The organism is Streptomyces sp. NPDC000134 (genome assembly GCF_042899225.1).
GTDB lineage: Bacteria > Actinomycetota > Actinomycetes > Streptomycetales > Streptomycetaceae > Streptomyces.
The window spans coordinates 89,401-112,789 of sequence record NZ_JBIAZN010000008.1; the positions used below are offsets into that span (position 1 = coordinate 89,401).

At 73.8% G+C, this 23,389-nt stretch carries 23 protein-coding genes; 8 read left to right on the forward strand and 15 right to left on the reverse strand.

Annotated elements, in window-relative coordinates; translation table 11 throughout:
• Positions 1-7: 7 nt before the first annotated feature.
• The gene (locus ACFY32_RS13850) at positions 8-1,252 is read left to right on the forward strand and encodes a wax ester/triacylglycerol synthase domain-containing protein (RefSeq protein ID WP_390674301.1); all 1,245 of its coding nucleotides are present in this window, start codon (positions 8-10) and stop codon (positions 1,250-1,252) included.
• A gap of 1 nt (position 1,253) precedes the next feature.
• On the opposite strand, the gene ACFY32_RS13855 is transcribed toward ACFY32_RS13850, so the two are convergent.
• The 6 genes from ACFY32_RS13855 to ACFY32_RS13880 all read right to left on the reverse strand — a co-directional run bounded on the left by ACFY32_RS13855 (position 1,254) and on the right by ACFY32_RS13880 (position 7,984).
• Positions 1,254-2,111: an SAM-dependent methyltransferase gene (locus tag ACFY32_RS13855; RefSeq protein WP_359197583.1), complete on the reverse strand. Its 858-nt coding sequence runs from the start codon at positions 2,109-2,111 to the stop codon at positions 1,254-1,256.
• A 54-nt stretch (positions 2,112-2,165) separates the two neighbouring features.
• Positions 2,166-3,716: an ABC1 kinase family protein gene (locus tag ACFY32_RS13860; protein WP_390674302.1), complete on the reverse strand. Its 1,551-nt coding sequence runs from the start codon at positions 3,714-3,716 to the stop codon at positions 2,166-2,168.
• A 259-nt stretch (positions 3,717-3,975) separates the two neighbouring features.
• Positions 3,976-4,740: a hypothetical protein gene (locus tag ACFY32_RS13865; RefSeq protein WP_359197577.1), complete on the reverse strand. Its 765-nt coding sequence runs from the start codon at positions 4,738-4,740 to the stop codon at positions 3,976-3,978.
• Positions 4,741-4,809: 69 nt separating this feature from the next.
• Entirely contained in the window at positions 4,810-5,334 is a 525-nt protein-coding gene (locus ACFY32_RS13870) for an RNA polymerase sigma factor (protein WP_390674303.1), read from the reverse strand.
• A 149-nt stretch (positions 5,335-5,483) separates the two neighbouring features.
• Entirely contained in the window at positions 5,484-7,283 is a 1,800-nt protein-coding gene (locus tag ACFY32_RS13875; protein WP_390674304.1) for an NAD(P)/FAD-dependent oxidoreductase, read from the reverse strand.
• A 50-nt stretch (positions 7,284-7,333) separates the two neighbouring features.
• A complete protein-coding gene (locus tag ACFY32_RS13880) occupies positions 7,334-7,984 on the reverse strand; it encodes an HD domain-containing protein (RefSeq protein WP_359197571.1) in 651 nt (216 codons plus the stop codon).
• A 374-nt stretch (positions 7,985-8,358) separates the two neighbouring features.
• Between ACFY32_RS13880 and ACFY32_RS13885 the strand changes: the two genes are divergently transcribed.
• Together ACFY32_RS13885 and ACFY32_RS13890 are read left to right on the forward strand one after the other, a co-directional pair.
• On the forward strand, positions 8,359-8,973 hold the full coding sequence (locus ACFY32_RS13885; RefSeq protein ID WP_390674305.1) for an SRPBCC family protein: 615 nt from the start codon (positions 8,359-8,361) through the stop codon (positions 8,971-8,973).
• Positions 8,970-9,839, forward strand: a complete 870-nt coding sequence (locus ACFY32_RS13890; RefSeq protein ID WP_390674306.1) for an esterase/lipase family protein — start codon at positions 8,970-8,972, stop codon at positions 9,837-9,839. The genes ACFY32_RS13885 and ACFY32_RS13890 overlap by 4 nt, the downstream gene beginning before the upstream one ends.
• Here ACFY32_RS13890 and ACFY32_RS13895 read toward each other — a convergent pair.
• Positions 9,791-10,675 carry an alpha/beta fold hydrolase gene (locus ACFY32_RS13895; protein ID WP_359197563.1) on the reverse strand — a complete coding sequence of 295 codons (885 nt, stop codon included), beginning with the start codon at positions 10,673-10,675 and terminating at the stop codon, positions 9,791-9,793. The genes ACFY32_RS13890 and ACFY32_RS13895 overlap by 49 nt on opposite strands.
• A 182-nt stretch (positions 10,676-10,857) precedes the next feature.
• Between ACFY32_RS13895 and sigJ the strand changes: the two genes are divergently transcribed.
• Both sigJ and ACFY32_RS13905 read left to right on the forward strand, forming a co-directional pair.
• Positions 10,858-11,742 (forward strand): RNA polymerase sigma factor SigJ, encoded by an 885-nt coding sequence (gene sigJ / locus ACFY32_RS13900; protein ID WP_390674307.1) that lies wholly within the window; start codon positions 10,858-10,860, stop codon positions 11,740-11,742.
• A 124-nt stretch (positions 11,743-11,866) separates the two neighbouring features.
• Positions 11,867-12,631: a GntR family transcriptional regulator gene (locus tag ACFY32_RS13905; RefSeq protein ID WP_359197557.1), complete on the forward strand. Its 765-nt coding sequence runs from the start codon at positions 11,867-11,869 to the stop codon at positions 12,629-12,631.
• Positions 12,632-12,633: 2 nt separating this feature from the next.
• Here the strand turns inward: ACFY32_RS13905 and ACFY32_RS13910 are convergent, their stop codons facing one another.
• The 3 genes from ACFY32_RS13910 to ACFY32_RS13920 all read right to left on the reverse strand — a co-directional run bounded on the left by ACFY32_RS13910 (position 12,634) and on the right by ACFY32_RS13920 (position 15,699).
• Positions 12,634-13,788: an ROK family transcriptional regulator gene (locus ACFY32_RS13910; RefSeq protein WP_359197554.1), complete on the reverse strand. Its 1,155-nt coding sequence runs from the start codon at positions 13,786-13,788 to the stop codon at positions 12,634-12,636.
• A gap of 85 nt (positions 13,789-13,873) precedes the next feature.
• A complete protein-coding gene (locus ACFY32_RS13915; RefSeq protein ID WP_359197551.1) occupies positions 13,874-14,536 on the reverse strand; it encodes a response regulator transcription factor in 663 nt (220 codons plus the stop codon).
• A gap of 14 nt (positions 14,537-14,550) precedes the next feature.
• Positions 14,551-15,699, reverse strand: coding sequence for a histidine kinase (locus ACFY32_RS13920; protein ID WP_359197549.1), 1,149 nt, complete (start codon positions 15,697-15,699; stop codon positions 14,551-14,553).
• Between the two features lie 108 nt (positions 15,700-15,807).
• Between ACFY32_RS13920 and ACFY32_RS13925 the strand changes: the two genes are divergently transcribed.
• From ACFY32_RS13925 to ACFY32_RS13935, 3 genes are read left to right on the forward strand one after another with little or no spacing between them, the layout of a single operon-like run.
• Positions 15,808-16,728, forward strand: coding sequence for an ABC transporter ATP-binding protein (locus ACFY32_RS13925; protein ID WP_359197547.1), 921 nt, complete (start codon positions 15,808-15,810; stop codon positions 16,726-16,728).
• A gap of 2 nt (positions 16,729-16,730) precedes the next feature.
• Positions 16,731-17,456: an ABC transporter permease gene (locus tag ACFY32_RS13930; protein ID WP_359197544.1), complete on the forward strand. Its 726-nt coding sequence runs from the start codon at positions 16,731-16,733 to the stop codon at positions 17,454-17,456.
• Between the two features lie 41 nt (positions 17,457-17,497).
• Positions 17,498-17,947 carry a hypothetical protein gene (locus ACFY32_RS13935; RefSeq protein WP_390674308.1) on the forward strand — a complete coding sequence of 150 codons (450 nt, stop codon included), beginning with the start codon at positions 17,498-17,500 and terminating at the stop codon, positions 17,945-17,947.
• Positions 17,948-17,976: 29 nt separating this feature from the next.
• Here ACFY32_RS13935 and mug read toward each other — a convergent pair whose 3' ends face one another.
• The 5 genes from mug to ACFY32_RS13960 all read right to left on the reverse strand — a co-directional run bounded on the left by mug (position 17,977) and on the right by ACFY32_RS13960 (position 23,268).
• On the reverse strand, positions 17,977-18,522 hold the full coding sequence (gene mug, locus ACFY32_RS13940) for a G/U mismatch-specific DNA glycosylase (RefSeq protein ID WP_390674309.1): 546 nt from the start codon (positions 18,520-18,522) through the stop codon (positions 17,977-17,979).
• Between the two features lie 18 nt (positions 18,523-18,540).
• Positions 18,541-19,983 carry an adenylosuccinate lyase gene (purB, locus tag ACFY32_RS13945; RefSeq protein ID WP_359197535.1) on the reverse strand — a complete coding sequence of 481 codons (1,443 nt, stop codon included), beginning with the start codon at positions 19,981-19,983 and terminating at the stop codon, positions 18,541-18,543.
• Between the two features lie 79 nt (positions 19,984-20,062).
• On the reverse strand, positions 20,063-20,845 hold the full coding sequence (locus ACFY32_RS13950) for an SGNH/GDSL hydrolase family protein (RefSeq protein WP_359197532.1): 783 nt from the start codon (positions 20,843-20,845) through the stop codon (positions 20,063-20,065).
• 66 nt (positions 20,846-20,911) lie between these two features.
• A complete protein-coding gene (locus ACFY32_RS13955; protein WP_390674310.1) occupies positions 20,912-21,925 on the reverse strand; it encodes a hemolysin family protein in 1,014 nt (337 codons plus the stop codon).
• Positions 21,922-23,268, reverse strand: a complete 1,347-nt coding sequence (locus ACFY32_RS13960) for a hemolysin family protein (protein ID WP_359197527.1) — start codon at positions 23,266-23,268, stop codon at positions 21,922-21,924. Before ACFY32_RS13960 ends, ACFY32_RS13955 begins: the two co-directional genes overlap by 4 nt.
• Between the last annotated feature and the right edge of the window lie 121 nt (positions 23,269-23,389).

The window sequence follows — 23,389 nt, forward strand, 5'->3', positions numbered from 1 at the left end:
GTTCACCATGCGACCCACGCGACCCGGCACCGACGGCCCGCTGCCCCCGACCCTGCCGATGGGCGCCGCCGACCTCGCCTACCGCCTGGCCATGCGCGGCGGCCCGCTGCCGGTGCCCCTGGTGTTCGTCTTCGACGGGCCCGCCCCGGCCCTGGACACGGTCCTCGCGCGGGTCGCCGAACGGGCCCCCCGCGTCCCGGCGCTGAACTACCGCCCGTCCCGGGACGGCAAGGTGTTCCGGCGCGTGCCGCGGATCGCGGCCGAGCGGCACGTCCGGGAGATCCGGCTGACCGGCGACGCCGACTGCGCGGCGACCGGACGGCTGCTGCTGTCCCGGCCCATGAACGTGGCCGACGGCCCGCTGTGGGAGGTGTGGCTGGTCCACGGCGCGGGCGGCGGCCACGCCCTGTGCTACCGCACCGACCACCGCTTCCAGGACGGCATGGGCGCCGTGTACGCCGCCCGCGCCCTGCTCGACGACGACCCCGCCGGCGGCCCGCCCGCGCAGTCGCTCGGCCGGCCGGCCCCGCGAGGCGTCGCCGGGGTCCTCGGCGACGTGCTCAAGGGCTTCGGCCCGCCCGTCGCCAAGCCGGGCTTCGACGGGCCGGTCGGCCCCGGCCTGCGCGTCTGCCACGTCACCACGCCGCTGGCCCGGCTCCGCGCCGCCGCCCGCGCCCACGGCGGCACCGTCAACGACGTCTACCTCACCGCCCTCTCGCACGCCGTGCGCACCTGGCACCTCAAGGCCACCGGCGAGACCCACCCGCCGCTGCCGGTGGCGGTCCCGATGTCGGTGCGGGCACCGGGGGAGGAGTACGCCCCCGGAAACCGCATCGCCCTCGCGCACGTGGTGCTGCCTTGCGACGAGGCGGTGCCGCAGCGGGCCTTCCAGCGGGTACGGCAGAGCACGGGCCGCCTGCGGGACGGCCGCCGGCGGGACTCCTTCCGGGCGCTGCTGGCGGCGACCCCGCGGGCGATCGGCGCCCGGCTCGGCGTCCGCCTGGTCAGCGGCGCGGTCGTCGCCGGGCCGGTCAGCCGGGTCGACGTCGGTGCCCCGCTGGTCCACCAGGGGGTCCCGTCCCGCTGGTCGGCCGTCTACTCCGGTACGGCCGCCGGCATCCGCTGTCTGGTGACGCTGACCAGCCAGCAGGACACCGCCTGCCTGACCCTGGTGCACGACGAGACGCTGGCGAGCGCCGACGAACTCCCGGACCTGTGGCTGGCGGCCCTGCTGGAGCTGGAACGGACCTGAGTCACCCGTCGAGCGTCCCCGTGACCAGGAACACCGACTTCACGGCTCCCTCCGGCAGCAGCGGCAGGCAGGGCGCGAGGCGCTGGACGGCGTAGGGCAGCGTGAACAGGTCGGCCACCCGGGCGTCCCAGCGGCGCTCGGCCCACCAGCGCTCCGGCTCGGCGAGCCGCCAGTGCCAGGCGAGGCCGGTGGCCGACAGGGCGTCGAGGAACGGCGCCACGAACGACGAGGACACCGTGTCGGCGTTGACGCACTCGGCGCCGAACGTGCTGCCGGGCGCGGAGAGTTCCGTCATCGCCGCGACGACGGACTCCACCGTCTCGGGCGGCAGGTGGTACAGCAGGGTCTCGGCCAGCCAGGCAGTGGGCCGTGCGGCATCGAACCCGGCGGCGAGGAGTTCCGCGCGCCAGTTCCCGGCCGGGTCGGCGCCGACCGCGCCGCGGCGCCCGCAGGCCGCCGGGGCCCCGTCGAGGACGTACTCCTTGAAGGCCAGCAGCGCCGGGTCCGCCACCTCGAAGACGTGCGTGCCGGTCGGCCAGTCCAGGCGGAACGCCCGGGTGTCCAGACCGGCGCCCAGCAGCACCACCTGACGGCAGCCCGCGCGGGCCGCCGTCACCAGGTGCTCGTCGAAGAACCGGCTGCGCACCACCGCCCAGTCGGGCAGCAGCTTCTGCAGCGGGCCGTCCCCCGGCGGACCGCCCCGGTACCCGGCCGCGTGCAGGAAGTCACCGGCCCACGGATCACGGACGTACGGCGCCTCGCGGCCGTACTCCGCGGCGTGCGCGGCGGCCGTCCAGAGGGCGACCTGGGAGAGCCCGTCCGGCGCGGGGAGGGACTGCGGACCTGCGGGGTGCGGCATGGGGGCCTCCGGAATGCGGGGTGGAGTCTGTCGTCGGGCGGGCCGGGCCGGCGGTCAGCGGGTGCGGCGGCGGCCGAGCAGGAGTGCCAGGGCGCCGAGCGCCAGCAGGCTGCGGGAGGGCCGGGTGGGCCGCTCGCCGCCCATCGCGGCGGGCGTCCGCGGCTCGTAGATGTTCATCGCGAACTGCCGGTTCGAGACGTCCCCGAGGATTCTGCGCATCTGTTCGGGGCTGGTGACGGTGGTGAGCAGCAGTTCCATGGAGTTGCGGGCGAACTGGTTGCGGCCGAGGAACTCGCGGCCCAGCGCGAACATGATCCTGGGCACCTCTGCTTCGAACACCTCCGACAGCGTGATCTCGGGGGCCAGGTAACGGACCGAGCCGTCGAGGTTGGCGAACGACTTGCCCAGCAGCGACACCGCCGGCGGGGAACCGATGCCCCGCTTGGTCGCCTTGGCCAGCACGGTGGTCAGCGCCATGCCGAAGTTGAGGTCCTCCAGGGAGAGGCGGGAGACCTTGGGCACGAAGGCGGCCATGTCGGCGGTGAACGCGGGCATGTTGGCCCACGGTGTCACCCGGCCCATCTCGGCCCAGTGCTGCGCCAGCCCGGCCCCGTCGTTCTGCGCCAGCGTCATGAACAGGGGCAGCATCTGGAGGCTGGTCCGCCGGTCCAGGCGGCCGACCATGCCCCAGTCGATGAACGTGGCGGGTCCGCCGGGGGCGACGAAGACGTTGCCGGCGTGCGGGTCGGCGTGGAAGAAGCGGTGCACGAAGTACCCGTGGTACATGAACCGCAGCAGGTCCCTGCCGATCTCGACGCGCTCGCCGTCGGTGAAGTGCGCCCGGTCGATGTGCCGTACCGACGCTCCCGCCGCCAGCGACTGGACCAGCACCCGGGGGCTGGCGTGCAGCACCCGGGGCACCTCCAGGTTGCGGAAGTCGCGGACGTGCCGGCGGGCCTCGTCCATGTTGCGGGCCTCGCCGGTGAAGTCCAGCTCCGGTTCCATCGCGTCGAAGACCGAGCCGAGCATCGCCTCGACGTCGATGACCTCGTTGAAGCGCGGTGCGACCCGGGCGACGATCCGGGCGGCCCGGCGCATCAGCGCCATGTCGGCGAGGACGCCCTCGCGGATGCCGGGCCGCTGGATCTTCACCACCGCGGGCCGGCCGCCGGGCAGCACCACCCGGTAGACCTGCGCGAGGGAGGCGGCACCGAGCGGCCGTACCGTCTCGATGTCGTCGAAGCGCAGCTTCCAGTCCGCCCCGAGGTCCTGGGCCAGCACCGGCTCGAACTCCGAGAACGGCTGGACGTCCACCTGGTCGTGCAGGTTCTGCAGCTCCTCCCGGATCGACTCGGGCACCATGTCGGGCCGGGTGGACAGGATCTGGCCCAGCTTCACGTAGAAGGGGCCGAGGCTCTCCAGCGCGTGCCGGACCGCCTTGGCCCGGCGCTGCTCGGAGCCGGCGGTGTCCGGCGGGTACCCCTCCGGGGGGCCGGCGACCCGCCTGCGGCGGCGCGCCCTGGTGGCCTGGCCCACCTCGTCGGCGGCGAGGCTGCCCAGGACCTTGACCACGAGACGCAACCGGTCGCCGACGGCAGACGGCATGGCGGAACCTCCTCGATCGGCGGTACGGCCGGCGGCGCGCGGGTCCGGTCCGTCGGTACTGGCACCCAGGCGCCCGGTGGCCCACCGGCCGCGCACGCTCACCGCACGCGCCGGTTACGCACTCTTGGACGCCGGGCGCGTGCCGGGTACGCGGCGTGCGACGCCGACGCGTGCCAGGCACGCGGGGGCACGCGCCGGGCCGCCGGGCGGGGACGCGCGTCCGCGCCCGGCAGTTGCGACCCGTACCGTCGCCTTCCGGCTACTGCTGGGGCTTCCTCTGTTGCTGCTGCTGCTGTTGCTGCTGGCCGCCGCTGAGGTTGGACATGGTCTCCCCGAGTCCCTGCGCGGCCTTGGTGGCCTGGCTCAGCCCGGCCGCCGCCTGGTCGGCGACCTGCCCGGCCGCCTGTGCGGCCGCCTGACCGATCTGGCCGGGTGCGGCGGCGGCCTGACCGGCCAGGTAGCCGGCCTGGCCCGGTACCGCGCCGGCCATCTGGCCGAACTGCCCCGGCAGACCCGCCGCCGAGTTCAGGACGTTGCCCAGTCCGCCCGCCGCCTGCCCCAGTCCGCCCGCCAGTTGACCGGCACCGCCCGCCAACTGACCGAATCCGCCCAGCGCCTGGTACGCGGCGAGCGGATTGCCGCCGCCCAGGGCGCCCAGCGTCTGGAGCGTGGCCAGCGGGTTCGAACCCAGCGCACCGCTGTTCAGCAACTGGAGCACGGCCAGCGGATTGGCTCCGCTCCCGGCCAGCAACTGCAGCACGGTCAGCGGATTGGTGTTGCCGCCGCCGCCGAGCAGAGCCAGAGCGAGGGCCGGGGGGAGGGAGTTGGAGGAGCCGCCGAACAGGTCCCCGGGCAGCCCCAGCGACCGCAGCGAGTCATTCCGGTTCCGCCTCTTCTTCCTGTCCTTGTCGTCGTCGTCATCGTCGTCGTCGCGGTTGAGCAGGTCGTCGAACATGTCCTTCCAGTTGTCGGTCACGCCGCCGACGAAGTCCCGCATGATGTCCTGGATGTTTTTCCCGCTCATGGTTGTGTTCCCTTCGCGTTGTCGTTCGATGATCTGGCGGTTGTCGTTCCTCGGAGGGCGGAGACGAATTCACATCGCGCGACCCTCCAGGGATTGCGAGCACGCCGTACGGAGTCGTGCCCGACCTCTTGTGAAAGCGGCCTCAGCCGATTTCAGCGAGATATTGTGCATACGGGCAAATTCCGCAGTGGAAATGCCCGCGGCACGTGCGAGTATGACTTCCTGCTCTCGACCGCGCAGTTGCCTGACCTGACTCAGCAGCCATCTGCCGAAATCCTCGTCACAGACGTCCTCCTCGGTCGTCAAGGGGGCATCGATCAGCGCTGCCCGCTGCAACAACCTGCTGCGACGGTCCATGTCACGGTAGAAGTCGATGCAGAGGCGGAGCGCCACGGACGTCAGAAAGGGACCGAGTCGATTTCTGTCCAACGTGGCGTGGGCGGCAGCGCGGGCCATGGTCTCCTGAACGCAGTCCTCGGCGTCCTGGAAGCTCGGCAGTCGTCGTCGAACCAACCGCATGAGGCGGTCCTGATGCTGGAAGATCTCTTCCCAGGAGCATGCAGCGGGCGATTGGCAGGTGGAATGTGGTGCCATTGTGGATTGCAGCCCGTTGTCTCTCGGTTTCAGGCAGATGAATCGGAAGCCGATTTTTCGTTCATCGACTGAGATTTTCCTACCCGAGGATTTGGGGCGGCAAACCGGAATGCAGGGCTCCGATATACGGGGCGAATGACTTTTCGGTATTATTTCCCGGCGGCCGGTTCCTCCCCGGGCCGCGGCCCGGCCGTGGTACGCGGCGCCGGCCGCCGCGTCCAGTCACGGTTCCAGTTGACCCACATGTCCCGTACGGTCTGCTGCACCTGGCCGGCGGCGTCGCGCAGCTCGGTGGCGCAGACCTGCACCGCCTCCTTGCCGATCAGGCGGGCGCCGCCGGTGAAGTACGCGCCGCGCACGTGCCGCGGGGAGCGGAACCTGCCCCACAGCAGGATCTTCGTCAGCGGCCAGAGCGTGAACGCCCCGGCCGGGCAGCGGTTCCCGGGGTCGAGGGTGCCCCACACGGCCGGGCACAGCCCGCTCTCGCGGAGCAGCTCGTAGATCCGCGCGACGGTCCGTTCCCTGCTCGCCTCGCCCGCGTGGTAGGCGAGCACGGCGTCCCGTGACCGCTCGAACAGCCGCTCGACCCATGGGTTGTCGATGCCCTGGAGCCCCCGGTACGGCGGCGCTTCGAGCATGTCGAAGCAGGCGGGGTCACCGGTCCTGTCGAAGGCGACGGCGGCCTGGTTCTGGCCGTTGGTGCCGTACAGCGTGGTGATGATCCACACCCGGCTCCAGGCGTTCCACAGGTCGAAGTCGTCGAAGCTGATGTAGCTGCACGCCACCAGGTCGTCGTAGAAGCGGAACATCCGCTTGGTCCAGTGCTCCAGGTACTGGAAGCGGGCGGTGTCGAAGTCGTTCTGCCGCACCGCGTCGATCAGCCGGTGGCCGAGCGCGTTGAGGGACATCACCGTGACGGCGAGGCCGCTGGAGAACAGCGGGTCGATGAAGTCGCTGGCGTGCGGCAGCAGGCACCAGCGGTCGCCGACGACCTGCTGCGAGGAGAACTGGGTCCGGTCGGTCGACACGTACGGCCGCACCGCGCGGGCGTGCTCGAACTGCCGCGCCACGCTGGGGAACCGGCGCACGTGCTGCCAGAACTCCTGCTCGGCCGGGACGCCTTCGGGGCGGGGATGGGCGGCCAGGTCGAGGTTGACGCCGACGCTGCACAGCTCGCTGGTGCTCTCGGAGTGGTTGTCGAACGGGATCACCCAGATCCAGCCGCCCTTGAACAGGTGGTGCAGCGTGCCCTGGCTGAAGGGGCTGGTCATCCCGTGCTGTTCGCGCGGCGGCCCCACGGTGTCGAAGGGCTTCACGCCCACCATGTGCGTGAAGATCGTCCGCGAGTGCGTCCGGTACGGCGGCTCCTGCCGCAGCCCCAGGCGCTCGGGCAGCATGGCCCGCATCCCGCCCGCGTCGACCACGTACGACGCCCGGAAGGTGCCCTTGTCGCGGGTGACCAGGGTGGCCCGGTCCTCCTCGAACTTCACGTCGTCGACGAGGGTGTGGGTGTGCGCGGTGACCCCGTAGGACACGGCGACGTGGAACATGTACGCGTCCACGTCCTGCCGGAAGAAGTGCGAGTCGGGGCCGAGCGGCGGCCCCCAGGTCGGGTTCTGGTTGCACTCGTCGGCGCGGGCGGGCTCGCCCTCCCGGTGGTACACGAATCCGAAGTTCCGTTTCACCCCGCAGTTGGAGGACACATGCCGGCGCAGCGCCCCGTTGGTCGCCAGGTGCCCGATCTCGGGCACGTCGTACCGCTGGGCCAGCACCCGCAGGCCGAACGTGGTCTCCGGGACGGTGGACTCCCCGATGGCGAACCGGGGATGTCCGCTGCCCTCCAGCAGCAGGGTGCGGACACCGTGCCGGGCGAGGATCGCCCCGAGCATGGTCCCGCCGATGCCCCCTCCGACGATGGCGACGTCGAAATCCCGCTGGTCCTCTTGCATGTGTACGGTCCTTTCGCAGACGAGCGGAGCGAGGTGCCGGCTTCGGCGGCTCACCGGGCGGCGGGTGCCGGGGCCGGCAGCACCCGGCGCAGCCCGCAGGCCGCCACCCGGGCGAAGAAGGTGACGGGGAACAGGGGCGTCGGCGCCAGCCCGGTGATCAGCCGCCGCTCACCGGGCAGCCTGCGCTCGCCGCGTCCGGTGACGTCCAGCCAGACACCGAAGTGCAGCAGCCGCGCCTCCGGCCCGGCGTCGCGCGCCGGGAACGGCCGCATGTGCTCGCGCACCGCGCGGGTGAGCGACGCCCGCCGGGGGCCGTCCACCTCGCGCTCGGCCAGGAACCGGTCGAGCAACTCGGCGGACCTGCGCGGGAAACCACCGCGCCCCAGCGGCGTCCGCCCCACCAGCCCGGTGTCGTGGAACGCCGCGGCGGCCAGCAGCCCGGCCCGGTCGAACCGCGTCCCCTCGGTCAGCGCGCAGGCGTCGGCCAGCAGGAACACGCGCAGCGAGTGCAGCGCCACCCGGGTCGGCAGTAGCCGGCCCATCTCCGTGAGGGCGGCGCTCCCCAGCGGATCGCCGAGCAGCTTCGCCAGCGCGGGCCGCGCCAGCAGCGGGCGCCACGCCTTCGGCAGTGCCTCCGGTGGCACGGGCTCCCGGCCGGTGGCACCGCCCCCGGAACCGGGCCCGCCGAGCCGTGCGGCCATGGCCAACCCCCATTGTCGGCGGCGGCACTTGGGCGCCACCGGTCGTGTCGTCCTTCTCACCCGTCTTTACGCTCGGATTCGGCGTCCCCCCTCCGCCCGCTCCCGCGTCCCCGCGACCTTTGGCCGGTCTTCGCCCTCACACGGCGGTGCCTTCTGACAACCGGCCAACCAGCTATCTTTCGCCCGGAGTTGGTGTACGGGCCGACCGGCTGCGCCGCTGCGGCGGGGTGCGGTGGCGAATTCCGGCCACCAGACGGTCCGGTCGGCGTGGGAGCGCCCGATGGCGCGCGGTGCCCGCCGTACGCCCCGGGCGTGCGAGTCGGCACCCGTTCGAGGGAGTTCCGCCCCCGTGCCGGGCCGGGCAGGCTGTGTCCGTGATCGCCGTGCTGAACGTCCACGAACGCCCGCTGCCCGTCCCGCCGGAGACCGTCGGAGAGCTGATCGACGCCCTCGGCGGCGAACACGACCGCCTGTGGCCGCCCGAGTGGCCGCCCGTCCGCTTCGACGGACCCCTGGCCGTCGGTGTGCCGGGCGGCCACGGACTGGTGTCGTACGTGGTGAGCGACTACGTCCCCGGGCGGTGGGTGCGGTTCCGGTTCACCGGGCCCCGGGGCTTCGAGGGCTTCCACGAGTTCGGCGTCGAGCGCGTCGACGCCGGGCGGTCGGTGCTGCGCCACACCCTGGTGGTGCGACCGCGCGGCCCGCTCTGGCCGGTTTGGTCGCTGTTCTTCCGGCCCCTGCACGACGCCGTCTTCCTGGACGGCCTCGACCGCGCGGAGCGCGCCCTGACCGGCCGGGTGGCCCGCCCCCGCCGCTGGAGCCCGTACGTACGGCTGCTGCGGGCCGCGTCCGCCAAGCTGGCGCCCCGCCTGGACGCCGGCACGCACGGTTCCCCCGAACGAGGGATCGCCAGGCCCTTCGCCGCACGCGAGACTGGCAAGGCCGGGAAGCCTGCCGAATTCCCCGACAGCAAAGGAAAGACGCCATGAGTTCTCTCAACCCGCGTCTGCCGGGACTCAATTCGGCGAACGTCGTCACGGACATCACCGAGGCGCCCCACCGCGCGGCCGCCCTCGTCCAGGTCGCCGGGGCCACCGTCATCGGCGCCGTCGACATCCCGGCGGGCGAGGACGACTGGGCCAAGCCGCTGACCGAGGAGCACCCGCGCCCCGTGGTGCTGGTCCACGGCACCTTCGGCAACCGCGGCTACACCTGGACCTCGGCCGCGCCCCTGCTGAGGCAGCACGGGTACCGGATCTTCCGTCTGGACTACGGCCAGTACGGCCACCCGCTGATCTTCGGCCTCGGCGACATCAAGAGATCGGCGCGGCAGCTCGGCGAGTTCGTCGACGAGGTACTGCGGCGCACCGGCGCGCAACAGGTCGACATCGTCGGCTTCTCGCAGGGCGGCATGATGCCGCGCTACTACCTCAACGCCCTGGGCGGCGGCCCCAAGGTGCGCAACTTCGTCGGCATCGCGCCCAGCAATCACGGCGTCACCGCCCAGGGCCTGATGAACCTCGCCCGGCAGATCCCCGGCGCCACGGAACTCGTCGAGCGGGGCGCCGTCGGGACGCTCGTGCCGGCCTGGCCGCAGCTCCAGCACGACCACCCCTTCCAGGGGGAACTCGCCGCCCTCGGCGAGACCACCCCGGGCGTCCGGCACACCGTCATCGCCACCGCCTACGACGACGTGGTCACCCCGTACACCTCGTGCGCGCTGGCGTCGACCGAGGGCGTTGAGGTCCGGAACCTCCTGCTCCAGGACATCGACCCCGACGATCACACCCCCCACGCGGCCATGCCCTACAACGCGACCGTGCTGAGCGAGGTACTGAAGGCGCTGGACGACTGAGGGCGACTGCCGTCCAGGAGGACGCGGGCGACCAGTGCCGGGTCGTCGTTCATCGGGACGTGCCCGCATCCGGGCAGCCGGACCAGCCGGGCGTGCGGGATCACCTTCTTGGCGCGGGCGCCCTGCCGGGGTATGAGCAGCCGGTCGCCGCTGCCCCAGGCGATGGTGACGGGTATCCCGGGCACGTCGTCGGTGAACAGCACCTCGCGCCCGGCCCGCAGTGTCTCGGCGAAGCCCTCGGCGCGGGCCAGGGCGAGGGTCTCGGCGACCACGGCCTCGGGCGAACGGCGGCCGGGGCGGGCGTAGATGGTGCTGGTCAGGGCCGTCCGGCCGAGTGCCGTGCGGGACAGCCGCTCGACCAGCGGCAGCGGCAGCCGTCGCGCGGTCGCCCGCATCCCGGCGAGCACCCCGAAGGCGTAGCGCCGCTCGGTCTGGGACCAGAAGCCGGCGGGGGACAGGGCCGTGACGGACCGGGCGTGTCCCTGGCGGCCCAGTTCCAGGGCCAGCAGACCGCCGAGCGAGTTGCCGGCCAGGTGCGGCCGGTCCAGGCCCAGCGCCGAACAGAACCCGCCGAGCACCGCGCTGGTCGTCGGCAGGTCGTGGGACAGGCCCGGCGGCAGCGCCGGGGACGCGCCGAACCCCGGCAGGTCCACGGCGATCACCTCGCGCTCGGTGGCCAGGATGTCCACCACCGGGTCCCACGCCTGGCGGTGATGGCCTATGCCGTGCAGCAGGACGAGCGGCTCGCCCGCGCCCAGGCGCGTGTAGGAGACGGTCGCTTCCCGGGGGCCGTGCGGGGTGGAGACCGGGACGGTGGCGGTGGCGGTGGCGGACATGAGGCTCCTCGTCGGGACGGGTGGCTCGTCGACAGGCTGTGGCTTGTAGACAGGCTGTCAGCAAAAGCTACCGACGGGTAGACCTGTGCCGTGCTTCTGTTCGCCATGCTGTAGTTCGAATTCGGCCGGGGTGCGGCGGCACCGCCTGGACAACCGTCGGAGGCGTCCGCTGGGATGGAGCGGTGACCACCGACACCGCGACCGAGGTCTTCGAAACGCACCGCCCCCACCTCCTGGGCGTCGCCTACCGGATGCTGGGCCGCTCGGCCGACGCGGAGGACGTGGTCCAGGAGGCGTGGCTGCGCTGGTCCGGCGCCGACCGCGACGACGTCCGGGAGCCGCGCGGCTACCTGGTCCGCGTCACCACCCGCCTCGCCGTCGACCGGCTCCGCCAGATCAAGGCCCGCGGCGAGACCTACATCGGCCCATGGCTGCCCGAGCCCTACGTCACCGACCTCGGCGCCACCGTCCCGGACGCCGCCGAGCGCGCCGTGCTCGCCGACTCCGTCTCCCTCGCCGTCCTCGTCGTCCTGGAGTCGCTGTCCCCGCTGGAGCGGGCGGTGTTCGTCCTCAGGGAGGCGTTCGGCTACCCGTACGCCGAGATCGCCGCCCTGCTGGACCGCGGCGAGGCGGCGGTGCGCCAGCTCGCCGGCCGGGCCCGCCGCCGCGTCGACGAGCGGCGTCCCCGCTACGACGTCGACCCCGGCCGGCGCCGCGACCTGACCGAGCGGTTCCTCGCCGCGGCGAGCGGCGGCGACCTCGACGGGCTGCTGTCCCTGCTCGCCCCGGACGTCCGGCTGGTCGGCGACAGCGGCGGCAGGTCCAAGGCGCCGCTGCGGGTCCTGGAGAGCGCCGGCAAGGTGGGCCGCTTCCTCGCCGGCGTGGCGAAGGGGGGCGTCGTGGACGCCGCCTACCGCTTCCTGGAGATCAACGGCGGCCCCGCGCTGCTGGTCCTCTCCGGCGGCCGGCCCGACTCCGTCTTCCAGCTCGACGTCGCCGACGGCCTGATCCAGACCGTTTACATCATCCGCAACCCCGACAAGCTGCGCGCCCTGCCGACCGCCTGACCACTGGGCGGGATTGGTATTGACCAAGGGTGAGGGGCGTCCTATGGTCGCAGAGAAGTGAAACAACCTTTAATAAACAAGGGCGCTTTAAACGCCGCCGGACCCGGCGATCGCGGAGGACAGGGTGGGGACCACGCAGCTCGACACGGTGCCGGAACCGAAGTACTGGCAGCTCAGGACCGTTCTCACCGAGGCGCTGGACTCGGAGTTCTCGGTGGGGGAGATCCTGCCCAACGAGCGTGACCTCGCCGCCCGCTTCGGCGTCGCCCGCGCCACGCTCCGCCAGGCGCTGGAACAGCTCGAACTGGAGGGCCGCCTCCAGCGCCGCCGCGGCGTCGGCACCACCGTCGCCCCGCCGCGCGTCGGCGTGGCCGTCGGCTCCCGCAAGCACGACTGGCCCGGCGCCGCCGCCGACGACGGCTGGCAGCCCCTCGACAGCGTCCTGGCGGTGCCGCCCGCGGCCGTCGCCGACGCCCTGGGCACCGGCCGCGACGAGCCCGTGCACACCGTGCGCCGCTCCCGGGTCACCGACGGCCGGCCGGTCGCCGCGGAACTGCTGCACATCCCCCCGGCCTCCGTGCCCGACCTCTCCGCCATCGACGCGCCGTCCGGGGCGGCACGCGCCCGTGCGGTCCTGCGCGAACTGCGCCGCCTGGAACTGCAACACCAGGAGAACGCCGTCGAACTCGGCTCGGCCCACGCGGAGGACGCCCGCCAACTGGACCGGCTGCCCGGCGCCCCCGTCCTCGTCGTCACCACCCGGTACTGCGCCGGCGCCGGCGTCGCCGCCCTCTCCGTCGCCACCTACCGCGCGGACACCTGCCGGCTGACCTTCGGCGACTCCGGGGACGTGGAGATCCACCACGGCCCGCGGAGCCGCGCCTGCTGACCTCAGCGGCGGGCCGTCGTGCCCTCCACCGCGAAGAGCTGCTCCTCCACATGGTCCAGGGCGAGCCGCAGCGCACCCGTCGCCACCGCGGCCTCGCCCAGCAGTGACAGGGTCACCCGCGGCGGCCGCAGACAGTAGCGGGCCAACTCCCGCCGCAGCGGCTCCAGTACGCCGTCGAGACCGGCCGCCCAGCCGCCGACCACCACCAGCTCCGGGTCGAGGGCGAGCACCAGCGCCGCCACGTCGTGCACCAGCTTCCGCAGGAACCGGTCGACCGCCGCGCGGGCCCGCTCGTCCCCGCCGCGGGCCTGCGCGAAGACCTCGGCGACCGCCTGCTCGTCCAGCGGGTGCAGCGGCTCGCTGGTCGTGGACAGCAGCTTCTCCGGCGTCACCTCCCGGCCCAGCAGATGCAGCGCGCCGATCTCCCCGGCCGCCCCGCCGTACCCCCGGTGCAGCTTGCCGCCGATCAGCGAACCGGCCCCCGGACTCAGCCCCGCCAGCACGAACACGATGTCGTCGGTGTCGGTGGCCGCGCCCTTCCAGTGCTCGGCGACCGCCGCCGCGTTGGCGTCGTTCTCCACCAGCACCGGGCACCGGAAGGAACGGCCCAGCCGCTCGCCCAGCCTCAGCCCCGTCCACTCGGGCAGCGCGGTGCTCAGCCGCACTGTGCCGTCAGCCTCCACGATCCCCGGCGTCGCCACCCCCACGGCCCGCAGCGAGCCGCGCGCCACCCCGGCCCGCCGCAGCAGCTCGGCGACGACCGAACGCAGCCTCTCCAGGCGCTCGTCGGCCGGCGCGCTCACCTCGACGTCCTTGGACTGCGCGCCGATCACCCGCCCGTCCAGGTCGGCCAGGAGCGCGGCGACCCGGTGCGGCCCGATCTCCAGCCCCAGCAGATGCCCCGCCTCGGCCCGGAACCGGAACCTGCGGGCCGGCCGCCCCTGCCGCCGGGCCGTGGTCTCCTCCGGCGCCGCCTCCATCACCAGGCCGGCCTCGATCAGCCCTTCCACGACGCCCTCGACGGTGGGCCGGGACAGGCCGGTCACCGCGGTGATCTCGGTCAGTGTCGCGCAGTCCGTGGCACGCAGGGCGTGCAGCACCACCGCGGAGTTGATCCTCCGCAGCAGCGAGGGGTCCCCGCCGGTCAGCCGCCCCACCGTCCGTCCTCCCAGCTCGTGCCCGTGTTGGCCGGATCGTACTCGTCGCGTCACCACCCGGCGAGCGCCGGCCGCCCGGCCGGGCTCACCCCGGGGAGACGAACCCCGACTCGTACGCCGCGATCACCGCCTGGGTGCGGTCCCGGGCCCCCAATTTGGCCAGCACGGCGCTGACATGCGACTTCACCGTCTCGGTGCCGACGACCAGCTCGGCGGCGATCTCCGCGTTGGACAGGCCCCGCGCCATCAGCCGCAGCACCTCGCCCTCCCGCTCGGTGAGCCGGGCCCGCTCCAGTGCGGCCCGCGCCGCCCGGTTCCCGCCGCCGTCGTCGCCGTACGCGGCGGCCAATTGCCGCACCGAGGCCGGGAACAGCAGCGACTCGCCCTCCGCGATCAGCCGCACCGCGTGCACGATCTCCGCGGGCCGGGCCCGCTTCAGCAGGAACCCGTCGGCGCCCGCGCGCAGCGCCTCGTACACGTACTCGTCGTTCTCGAACGTCGTCACCACCAGGACCCTCGGCGGCGCGTCCAGCGTCCGCAGCACGCGCGTGGCCTCGATCCCGTCCAGCAACGGCATCCGCACGTCCATGAGGACCACGTCGGGCCGCAGCTTGCGCACCAGCGGCAGCACCGCCGCCCCGTCGGCCGCCTCCCCGGCCACCTCGATGCCGGACTGCGCGGCCAGCACGGCCCGCAGCCCCGCCCGCACGAGGGGTTCGTCATCGACGAGCAGAACGGTGACCGGCATCCGGCCAGCGTAGATCAGCGCAGCGGCAGCTCCACCCGCACCCGCCAGTCGCCGGCGTCGGGGCCGGTGCGGGCGTGGCCGCCGAGCAGGGCGGCCCGCTCGCGTATGCCGCGCAGGCCGCTGCCCCGGCCGGGACCGGGGGCGGCGGCCGGGAGCGGGTTGCGTATCTCCAGGCCGAGGGTGTCGTCCGCCACGTCGAGCCGGACCCGGACGGGCACGGCGCCCGCGTGCCGCAGCACGTTGGTCAGCGACTCCTGGAGGATGCGGTACCCCTCCCGGGACATCGGGCCCGGCACGCCGCCCAGCGGGCCGGTCAGCTCGGCGTCGACCTCGGCGCCGGAGGCCCGCGCGGACTCCAGCAGCTTGCCGGCGTCCGCGAGCGTCGGCCGGGCGCTCACCGGCCGTCCCGACTCGCGCAGCACGCCCAGCACCCGCTCCAGGTCCTCCAGGGCGGCCCGGCCCGTCTCCTCGATGGCGGCGAGCGCCCGGTCGGTGAACTCCGGGTCGCCGGCCGTCCGGGCCGCGCCGGCCTGCACCACGGCGACGGTCAGCGCGTGCCCGATGGAGTCGTGCAGCTCACGGGCGATGCGGTTGCGTTCCAGAAGCTGCTCGGTGCGCTCCTCCAGGGCGGCGAGCCGCTCGGTGGGGGAGGGGCCGAGCAGGGCGCGGGCCGCCGCCGTGACCGCCGCCCCCAGGCCCACCACCGCGCCGTACAGCGCGAGCAGGGGCAGCGGCACGAGCAGCGCGTACGCCCAGTGCGGCGCCAGTTCCCCGGCGAACGTGCCGGTCCGCTCGCCCAGGGCCAACCGGACCAGCCCGTACGCGGTGACGGGCAGCCAGACGCAGGCGAACGTGGTCAGCCAGCCCAGCGCCATCCGCACCTCCAGCCACACCACCGTGCGCAGCCGGTCCCGCCAGGTCCTGGCCGGGCCCTCGGGGAAACCGGGGTCCGCCCCGCCGGGCGCCAGCAGCCACCGCGCCTGCACCCGCTCGCCGCCGCGCACCCCCGCGACCAGCCCCAGCGGGGCCGCCGCCAGCGCGGGCACCCACAGCCTCGTGTCGTCGATGAGGAACCACAGACTCACGAACAGCATCGGCACCCACAGGTGCAGCAGCCGGGTGTACGTCGTCCCCCGCACGAGCGGGCGCAGCAAGCGGACCATGGCGTCATCGTGTCAGCCGCCACTGACAGCGGACCTCCCTCGCACGGGGGAGACGGTCTCCACCGGCGGGGGAGGCCCCGGCCCGGTCCGGGCGGCCACGCTGCTGCCATGACCAGCATCGACGTCCACGCCCTGACCAAGGAGTACGGCGGCCGACGGGCCGTCGACGATCTCACCTTCAGCGTGCGCCCCGGCCGCGTCACCGGCTTCCTCGGACCCAACGGCGCCGGCAAGTCCACCACCATGCGGCTGGTGCTCGGCCTGGACCGGCCCACCTCGGGGACCGCCACCGTCGGCGGCCGCCCCTACGCCGCCCTCGACGAACCCCTGCGGCACGTCGGCGCCCTGCTCGACGCGCACGCCCCGCACCCCGCGCGCACCGGCCGGGACCACCTGCGCGTCCTGGCGCTCAGCAACCGTATCGGCGCCCGCCGGGTGGACGAGGTGCTGACCGAGACCGGGATCGCGTCCGTGGCCCACCGCCGGGTGAAGACGTACTCCCTGGGCATGCGGCAGCGGCTGGGCATCGCCGCCGCGCTGCTCGGCGACCCGGAGGTGGTGATGCTGGACGAGCCGTCCAACGGCCTCGATCCCGAGGGCATCGTCTGGACCCGGGAACTGCTGCGCCGGCTCGCGGCCGAGGGCCGGACGGTCCTGGTCTCCAGCCACCTCATGAACGAGACCGCGTCCTTCGCCGACCATCTGGTGGTCCTCGGCCGGGGCAGGCTGCTGGCGGACACCCCGATGCGGGAGTTCATCCACGCGCGTGTGCGGCCCCGGGTCCGCGTCCGTACGACCGACGCCACCGCCCTCAGGAGCGTCCTCGCCCGGCACGGCCACGACGCCGTGCGGGGCGAGGACGGGCACTGGAGCGTGGACGGCGCGTGCGTGGACGACATCGGCCGCGCCCTGTCGGCCGCCGGGGTACCGGTCCTGGAACTCGCGGCCGAGGAGGGCACCTTGGAGCAGGCGTACTTCGATCTGACCGCCGCCGCGACCGAGTTCGCCGCCCGGCCCCAGGAGGTCTGACCATGCCGTTCGTCCCCGTCCTGCGTTCGGAGTGGATGAAGGTCCGCACCCTGCGGTCGCTGTGCGGCACCCTGCTGGCGCTGTTCGCGGCGACCACCGCCTTCTCCGCGGTCGCCGGTGTCTCCGACACCTCGGACCCGGAGTCCGACCCGCTGTTCACGGCGCTGTCCGGGGTGATACCGGGTCAGATCGCCGCGGTCTCCTTCGGCGCCCTGGCGATGTCCAGCGAGTACCACGGCCACGCCGTCCGGGTGTCGCTGGCCGCGGTGCCGCGCCGCGGCCGGTGGTTCGCGGCCAAGCTCACGGCCGTCGCCCTGCCCGCGCTCGCCGTGGGGCTGGTCACCGCCCTGGCCTCGCTGCTCGTGGCGCGGGCGGGGCTCGGCCCCGCCGCGAGCGGGCTCGACGCCGCCGAGCAGCTCCGCGGCGTCGTCGGCTGCGGTGTCTACCTGACGCTGATGGCCCTGTTCGCGGCCGGTCTCACCGCGTCGCTGCGCAGCGGCGCGGCCACCTTGTCGATCGTGATCCCGTTCGTCCTCGTCGTCTCCTTCGTGATCGGCGACCTGGCCGGCGGCCTCACCGACTTCCTCCCGGACAAGGCCGGCCAGGTGGTCCTGTACGAGTCGTACGACGGCGGCGTCGGCCCCTGGACCGGGCTCGCGGTGACCGCGCTGTGGACGGCCGCCGCGGTGGGCGCCGGTGCGTGGAGGCTGCGGCGCAGCGACGCCTGACGGGCCGCCAATTGTCAGTGCCGGGCGCTTTACTGGGAGGCATGGACTTCGCACGGCACATCGCCCTCATCACCGAGCTGTGCTCCCGCCCCTTCCCGGCGGGGCACGGCCCGTCGGGCGTCGGGTCGGCGGGCGGGGCGGGGGGTCATCACCTCGCCGTGCTGCGGACCAGCCACGGGCTGCGCGGCGGCGACCCGGCTGAGCGCGCGGTGACGGTGGAGCAGTACGAGAAGGAGCGGGACGCGCTGGACGCCCTCCTGGCCGAGCGGTGGGGCGAGTCGGAGATCCTGAACCTGCAGACCGTCCTGCTGCGCACCGAGCGGGCGGAGGAGATACCCGAGCCCTGGGCCGGGCTGAGCGCCCGCGCCCGCGTCGCCTACCTCCGGGAGGTCACCGGGACCGGCCGCTGGGTCGCCCTCGCGGTCGCCGACCGGGACCCGGCCGACGAGGTGAGCCTGCTGGCCGCCGTCACGCAGACGGCACCACCGTGACCCACCGCGTTCCGGACCCACCGCGTCCGCTACGCCTCCGCGGCCTCCCGCAGCCGGGCGAACTCCTCCGCCATGGTATGCGCCGTCCAGTGCGCGTTCAGCCCGCTGGGGTTGGGCAGCACCCACACCCGTGAGTCGCCGATCAGCCGGTCCTGCGGGCCCACCCGGGCCTTGCGGTCGTCGAAGGCGGCGCGGTACGCGGTGACGCCGACGACCGCGAGCCAGCGGGGCCGCAGCCGGGCCACCTTGAGGGCGAGCTGCCGGCCGCCCTCCCGGTACTCCTCCGGGGTCAGTTCGTCGGCCCGCGCGCTCGCCCGCGCGACGACGTTGGTGATCCCGAGCCCGTAGGACAGCAGCTCCTCCTGCTCGGACGGCTTGAGCAGGCGGGGCGTGAACCCGGACAGGTGCAGCACCGGCCAGAAGCGGTTGCCGGGGCGGGCGAAGTGGTGGCCCGTCGCGGCCGACAGCAGACCGGGGTTGATGCCGCAGAACAGCACGCGCAGACCGTCCGCGACGACGTCCGGCAGCAGACGGTCGCGGGCGGCCTCCAGTTCCGCGGGGGTGAAGCGGGGCATGGCGCGCCGGGGGGGGGGTCAGAGGATCGCGCCGGGCGCGTAGCCCGCGGCCTCGGGGTGCTGCTTGACGATCTCCTCGACGCGGGCGACGACGGCGGCCACCTGGTCGGCGGCGGCGCCCGTGAAGGAGAGCTTGTCGGCCATCAGGGCGTCCAGCTCGGCCCGGTCCAGCGGCAGCCGCTCGTCGGCGGCGAACTTGTCGAGCAGGTCGTTGCGCTCGGCGCCCTGCTCGCGCATCGCCAGCGCGGTCGCCACGGCGTGCTCCTTGATCGCCTCGTGCGCGGTCTCCCGGCCGACGCCCGCGCGGACCGCGCCCATCAGCACCTTGGTGGTGGCCAGGAACGGCAGATAGCGGTCCAGTTCCCGGGCGACGACGGCGGGGAAGGCGCCGAACTCGTCGAGCACGGTCAGGAACGTCTCCAGCAGCCCGTCCAGCGCGAAGAACGCGTCGGGCAGCGCCACCCGGCGCACCACCGAGCAGGAGACGTCGCCCTCGTTCCACTGGTCGCCCGCCAGCTCGCCGGTCATCGAGGCGTAGCCGCGCAGGATCACCATCAGGCCGTTGACGCGCTCGCAGGAGCGGGTGTTCATCTTGTGCGGCATCGCCGAGGAGCCGACCTGGCCCGGCTTGAAGCCCTCGGTGACCAGCTCGTGCCCGGCCATCAGCCGGATGGTTCTGGCGAGCGAGGAGGGGGCCGCCGCCACCTGCACCAGCGCGGTGACGACCTCGTAGTCCAGCGAGCGCGGGTAGACCTGGCCGACGGAGGTGAAGACCTGCCCGAAGCCGAGGTGCCCGGCGATCCGCCGCTCCAGCTCGGCGAGCTTGTCCGCGTCGCCGCCGAGCAGGTCCAGCATGTCCTGGGCGGTGCCGACCGGACCCTTGACGCCGCGCAGCGGGTAGCGGCCGAGCAGCTCCTCGACCCGGGCGTACCCGACCAGCAGCTCGTCGGCGGCGGTGGCGAAGCGCTTGCCCAGCGTGGTGGCCTGCGCCGCCACGTTGTGCGAGCGGCCGGCCATGACCAGCTCGGCGTACTCCCCGGCCAGCTTGCCCAGGCGGGCCAGGACGGCGACGGTGCGGTCCCGCACCAGCTCCAGGGAGAGCCGGATCTGAAGCTGCTCGACGTTCTCCGTCAGGTCCCGGGAGGTCATGCCCTTGTGCACGTGCTCGTGCCCGGCGAGGGCGTTGAACTCCTCGATCCGCGCCTTCACGTCGTGCCGGGTGACCTTCTCGCGCTCGGCGATCGACGCGAGGTCGACCTGGTCCAGGACGCGCTCGTAGGCGGCGATCGCCTCGGCGGGCACCTCGATGCCGAGGTCTTTCTGCGCCCGGAGCACGGCGAGCCAGAGCTGCCGCTCCAGTTTCACCTTCTGCTCGGGCGACCAGAGGACGGCCAGTTCGGCGGAGGCGTAGCGTCCGGCGAGGACGTTGGGGATGCGGGGCTTGGCGGGAGCGGAAGTCACGGGTACGGATTCTACTGGCGATTCGTGCAGGCCGGCGCCGAGGGGGGAGCTGTAGGAACCTACGAGAGCGGCGCCGGGGTCACCCCAGGGGGCCGTCGTAGGGAAGCAGCTCCGGTCGCTTGGGCGGGCGGCCGTCCCCGGAGGAGCGGCCGGTCAGGCGGCGGCCGATCCAGGGCAGCAGGTGCTGCCGGGCGAACTGGAGGTCGGCGGCCCGGCGCAGCACCCAGCCCGGCGGCAGCGCGGTGGGCATCGGGACGTGCCACCGCGGGTCCTCGGCCTCGTACCCGAGCGTCTGCCACACCGCCTCGGCGACCCGGCGGTGCCCCTCGGTGGTCAGGTGCAGCCGGTCCACGTCCCACAGCCGCGGGTCGGCCAGCGCGGGCGCCCCGTACAGGTCGACGACGACGGCGCCGTGCCGCGCGGCGAGGTCGTCGATGCAGGCGAACAGCGCCTCCATGCGGGGCCGGAACCGCTCCAGGACCGGGCCCTGGCGGCCGGGGCTGCGCATGAGCACCAGTTGCTTGCAGTTCGGGGCCAGCCGCTCCACCGCCTCGGTGAGCAGCCCGCGCACCCGGCCCATGTCGCACTTGGGCCGCAGGGTGTCGTTGAGCCCGCCGACCAGGGTGATCACGTCCGCGCCCATCGCCGCGGCCACGTCCACCTGCTCGTCGACGATCTGCCCGATCAGCTTGCCGCGCACGGCGAGGTTGGCGTACCGGAACCCGGGGCCGCGGGCGGCCATCCGGGCGGCGAGGAGATCCGCCCAGCCCCGGTAGGAGCCGTCGGGCAGCAGGTCCGACATGCCCTCGGTGAAGGAGTCGCCGACCGCGACCAGGCTGGAGTACGTGGGGTTCTTCTGCATGGCGACAGCGATGGTATCCCGAGGCGCCCGGCGGCATACCAGTCGGTCGGTCGCCCGGCCGCCGGGTCAGGGCCGCCGGCCGAACAGCTCCCGCAGCACGTCCTCCATGGTCACCAGCCCGGCCAGCCTCCCGTCCGCGCCGAGCACGGCGGCCACGTGGGTGCGGGTGCGGCGCATCGCGGTCAGCACGTCGTCCAGCGGCGTGCCCTCCCGCACCCGGGCGATGGGCCGCATGTCCCGCGGCGGGAACGGCACGTCGCGCGGCGAGGCGTCCAGGGCGTCCTTCACATGCAGGTAGCCGACGATCCGCCGTCCGTCGTCCACCACCGGGAACCGGGAGAACCCGGACTCGGCGGAGAGCCGCTCCAACTGCTCCGGGGTGATGCCCACGCGTGCGTGCACCACGCGTTCCAGCGGCAGCACCACGTCCCGCACCGGCCGCCGGCCCAGCTCCAGGGCGTCGTGCAGCCGCTCCTGGGCGCGGTCGTCGATGAGCCCCGCCTCCCCGGCGTCCTTCACGATCTGGGCCAGCTCCGCGTCCGTGAACGTCGCCGCCACCTCGTTCTTCGCCTCCACCCTGAGCAGCTTCAGCAGGCCGTTGGCGAAGGCGTTCACCGTGAAGATCACCGGGCGCAGCGCCCGCGACAGTGCCACCAGCGGCGGCCCGAGCAGCAGCGCGCTGCGCACCGGCTCGGCCAGCGCGATGTTCTTCGGCACCATCTCGCCCAGCAGCATGTGCAGATACGTGGCCAGGGCCAGCGCGATCACGAAGGAGACCGCGTGGCCCGCGCCGGACGGCACGCCCACCGCGTGGAAGACCGGTTCGAGCAGATGCGCGATGGCCGGTTCGGCGACGATGCCGAGCACCAGGGTGCACAGCGTGATGCCCAACTGGGCGGCGGCCAGCAGCGCGGAGACGTGCTCCAGCCCCCACAGCACGCTCCTCGCCCGCCGGTCGCCCTCCTCGGCGTACGGCTCGACCTGGCTGCGGCGGACCGAGATCAGCGCGAACTCGGCGCCCACGAAGAAGGCGTTGACGACCAACGTCAGCAGGCCGATCAGCAGTTGTACGGCGGTCATCGCCCGGCCTCCTCGTCCTCGGCGGGGGGCCGGCGGTCGTCCAGCGGGGCGTGCAGCAGCACCCGGGCGGCCCGGTGGCCGGCGGCGTCCACGACGTCCAGGCGCCAGCCCGCCACCCGTACGGTGTCGCCGGCCGCCGGGATTCGGCCCAGCTCCGCCGCGACCAGCCCCGCCAGCGTCTCGTACGGTCCTTCCGGCGCCCGCAGCCCGAGCCGCGCGAGCCGGTCCAGGCGGGCCGAGCCGTCCGCCCGGTACAGGGCGCGGCCCCGTTCGTCGGTGCCGGCCGGGTCCAGCTCGGGCGTCTCGTGCGGGTCGTGCTCGTCGCGGACCTCGCCGACGACCTCCTCGACGATGTCCTCCAGCGTGGCCACGCCCGCCGTCCCGCCGTACTCGTCGATCACCACGGCCATGGTGCGCCGCCCGGCGAGCCGGTCCAGGAGCCGGTCGACGGTCAGCGTCGTCGGCACCAGCAGCGGCTCGCGCATCAGGTCGGCGACGGGGACCCCGGGCCGGCGCTCGGCGGGCACCGCCAGCACGTCCCTGATGTGCGCGGTGCCCACCACCGCGTCCAGGCTGTCCCGGTAGACGGGGAACCGGGACAGCCCGGTCGCCCGGGTCGCGTTCGCCACGTCCTCGCAGGTCGCCCGGGACTCCAGGGCGATCACCTGCACGCGCGGGGTCATCACGTTCTCGGCGGTGAGGTCGGCCAGGTTCAGCGTCCGGACGAACAGCTCGGCGGTGTCCGCCTCCAGGGCGCCCTCCTTGGCCGAGTGCCGGGCCAGCGCCGCCAGCTCCTGCGGCCCCCGCGCGGAGGCCAGCTCCTCGGCGGGCTCCACGCCGAACCGGCGCACCACACGGTTGGCCGTGTTGTTCAGATGGGTGATGAAGGGCCGGAAGGCGGAGCTGAACCAGCGCTGCGGCGTGGCCACCCGCCGGGCCACGGCCAGCGGCGAGGAGATCGCCCAGTTCTTCGGCACCAGCTCGCCGACCACCATCAGCACCACCGTCGACAGGGCGGTGCCCAGCACCAGCGCGATCGAGGAGGCCGTCGACGGGGGCGCGCCGAGGGCCCGCAGCGGCCCCGCGAGCAGCGCGGCGACCGACGGTTCGGCCAGCATGCCGACCACCAGGTTGGTGACCGTGATGCCGAGCTGCGCCCCGGAAAGCTGGAACGTCAGATTCCGTACGGCCTTCAGGGCGCCGGCCGCCCCGCGGTCCCCGCGCGCCGCGGCCCGTTCCAGCTCCCCGCGTTCGACGGTGGTCAGGGAGAACTCGGCCGCGACGAAGGCGCCGCAGGCCAGCGAGAGCAGGATGGCCACCAGCAGCAGGAGCACTTCGGTCATCGGGTCACCTCCGTCCCATGATCGGCCAGGACGGGGTGGTACGCGCGTCGTCGCATGCCGTGAGGCTCACCGGTCGTGGTCCACAGAGTCGCCCGCGCCGGGTAAACGATCGGCAAAGAAC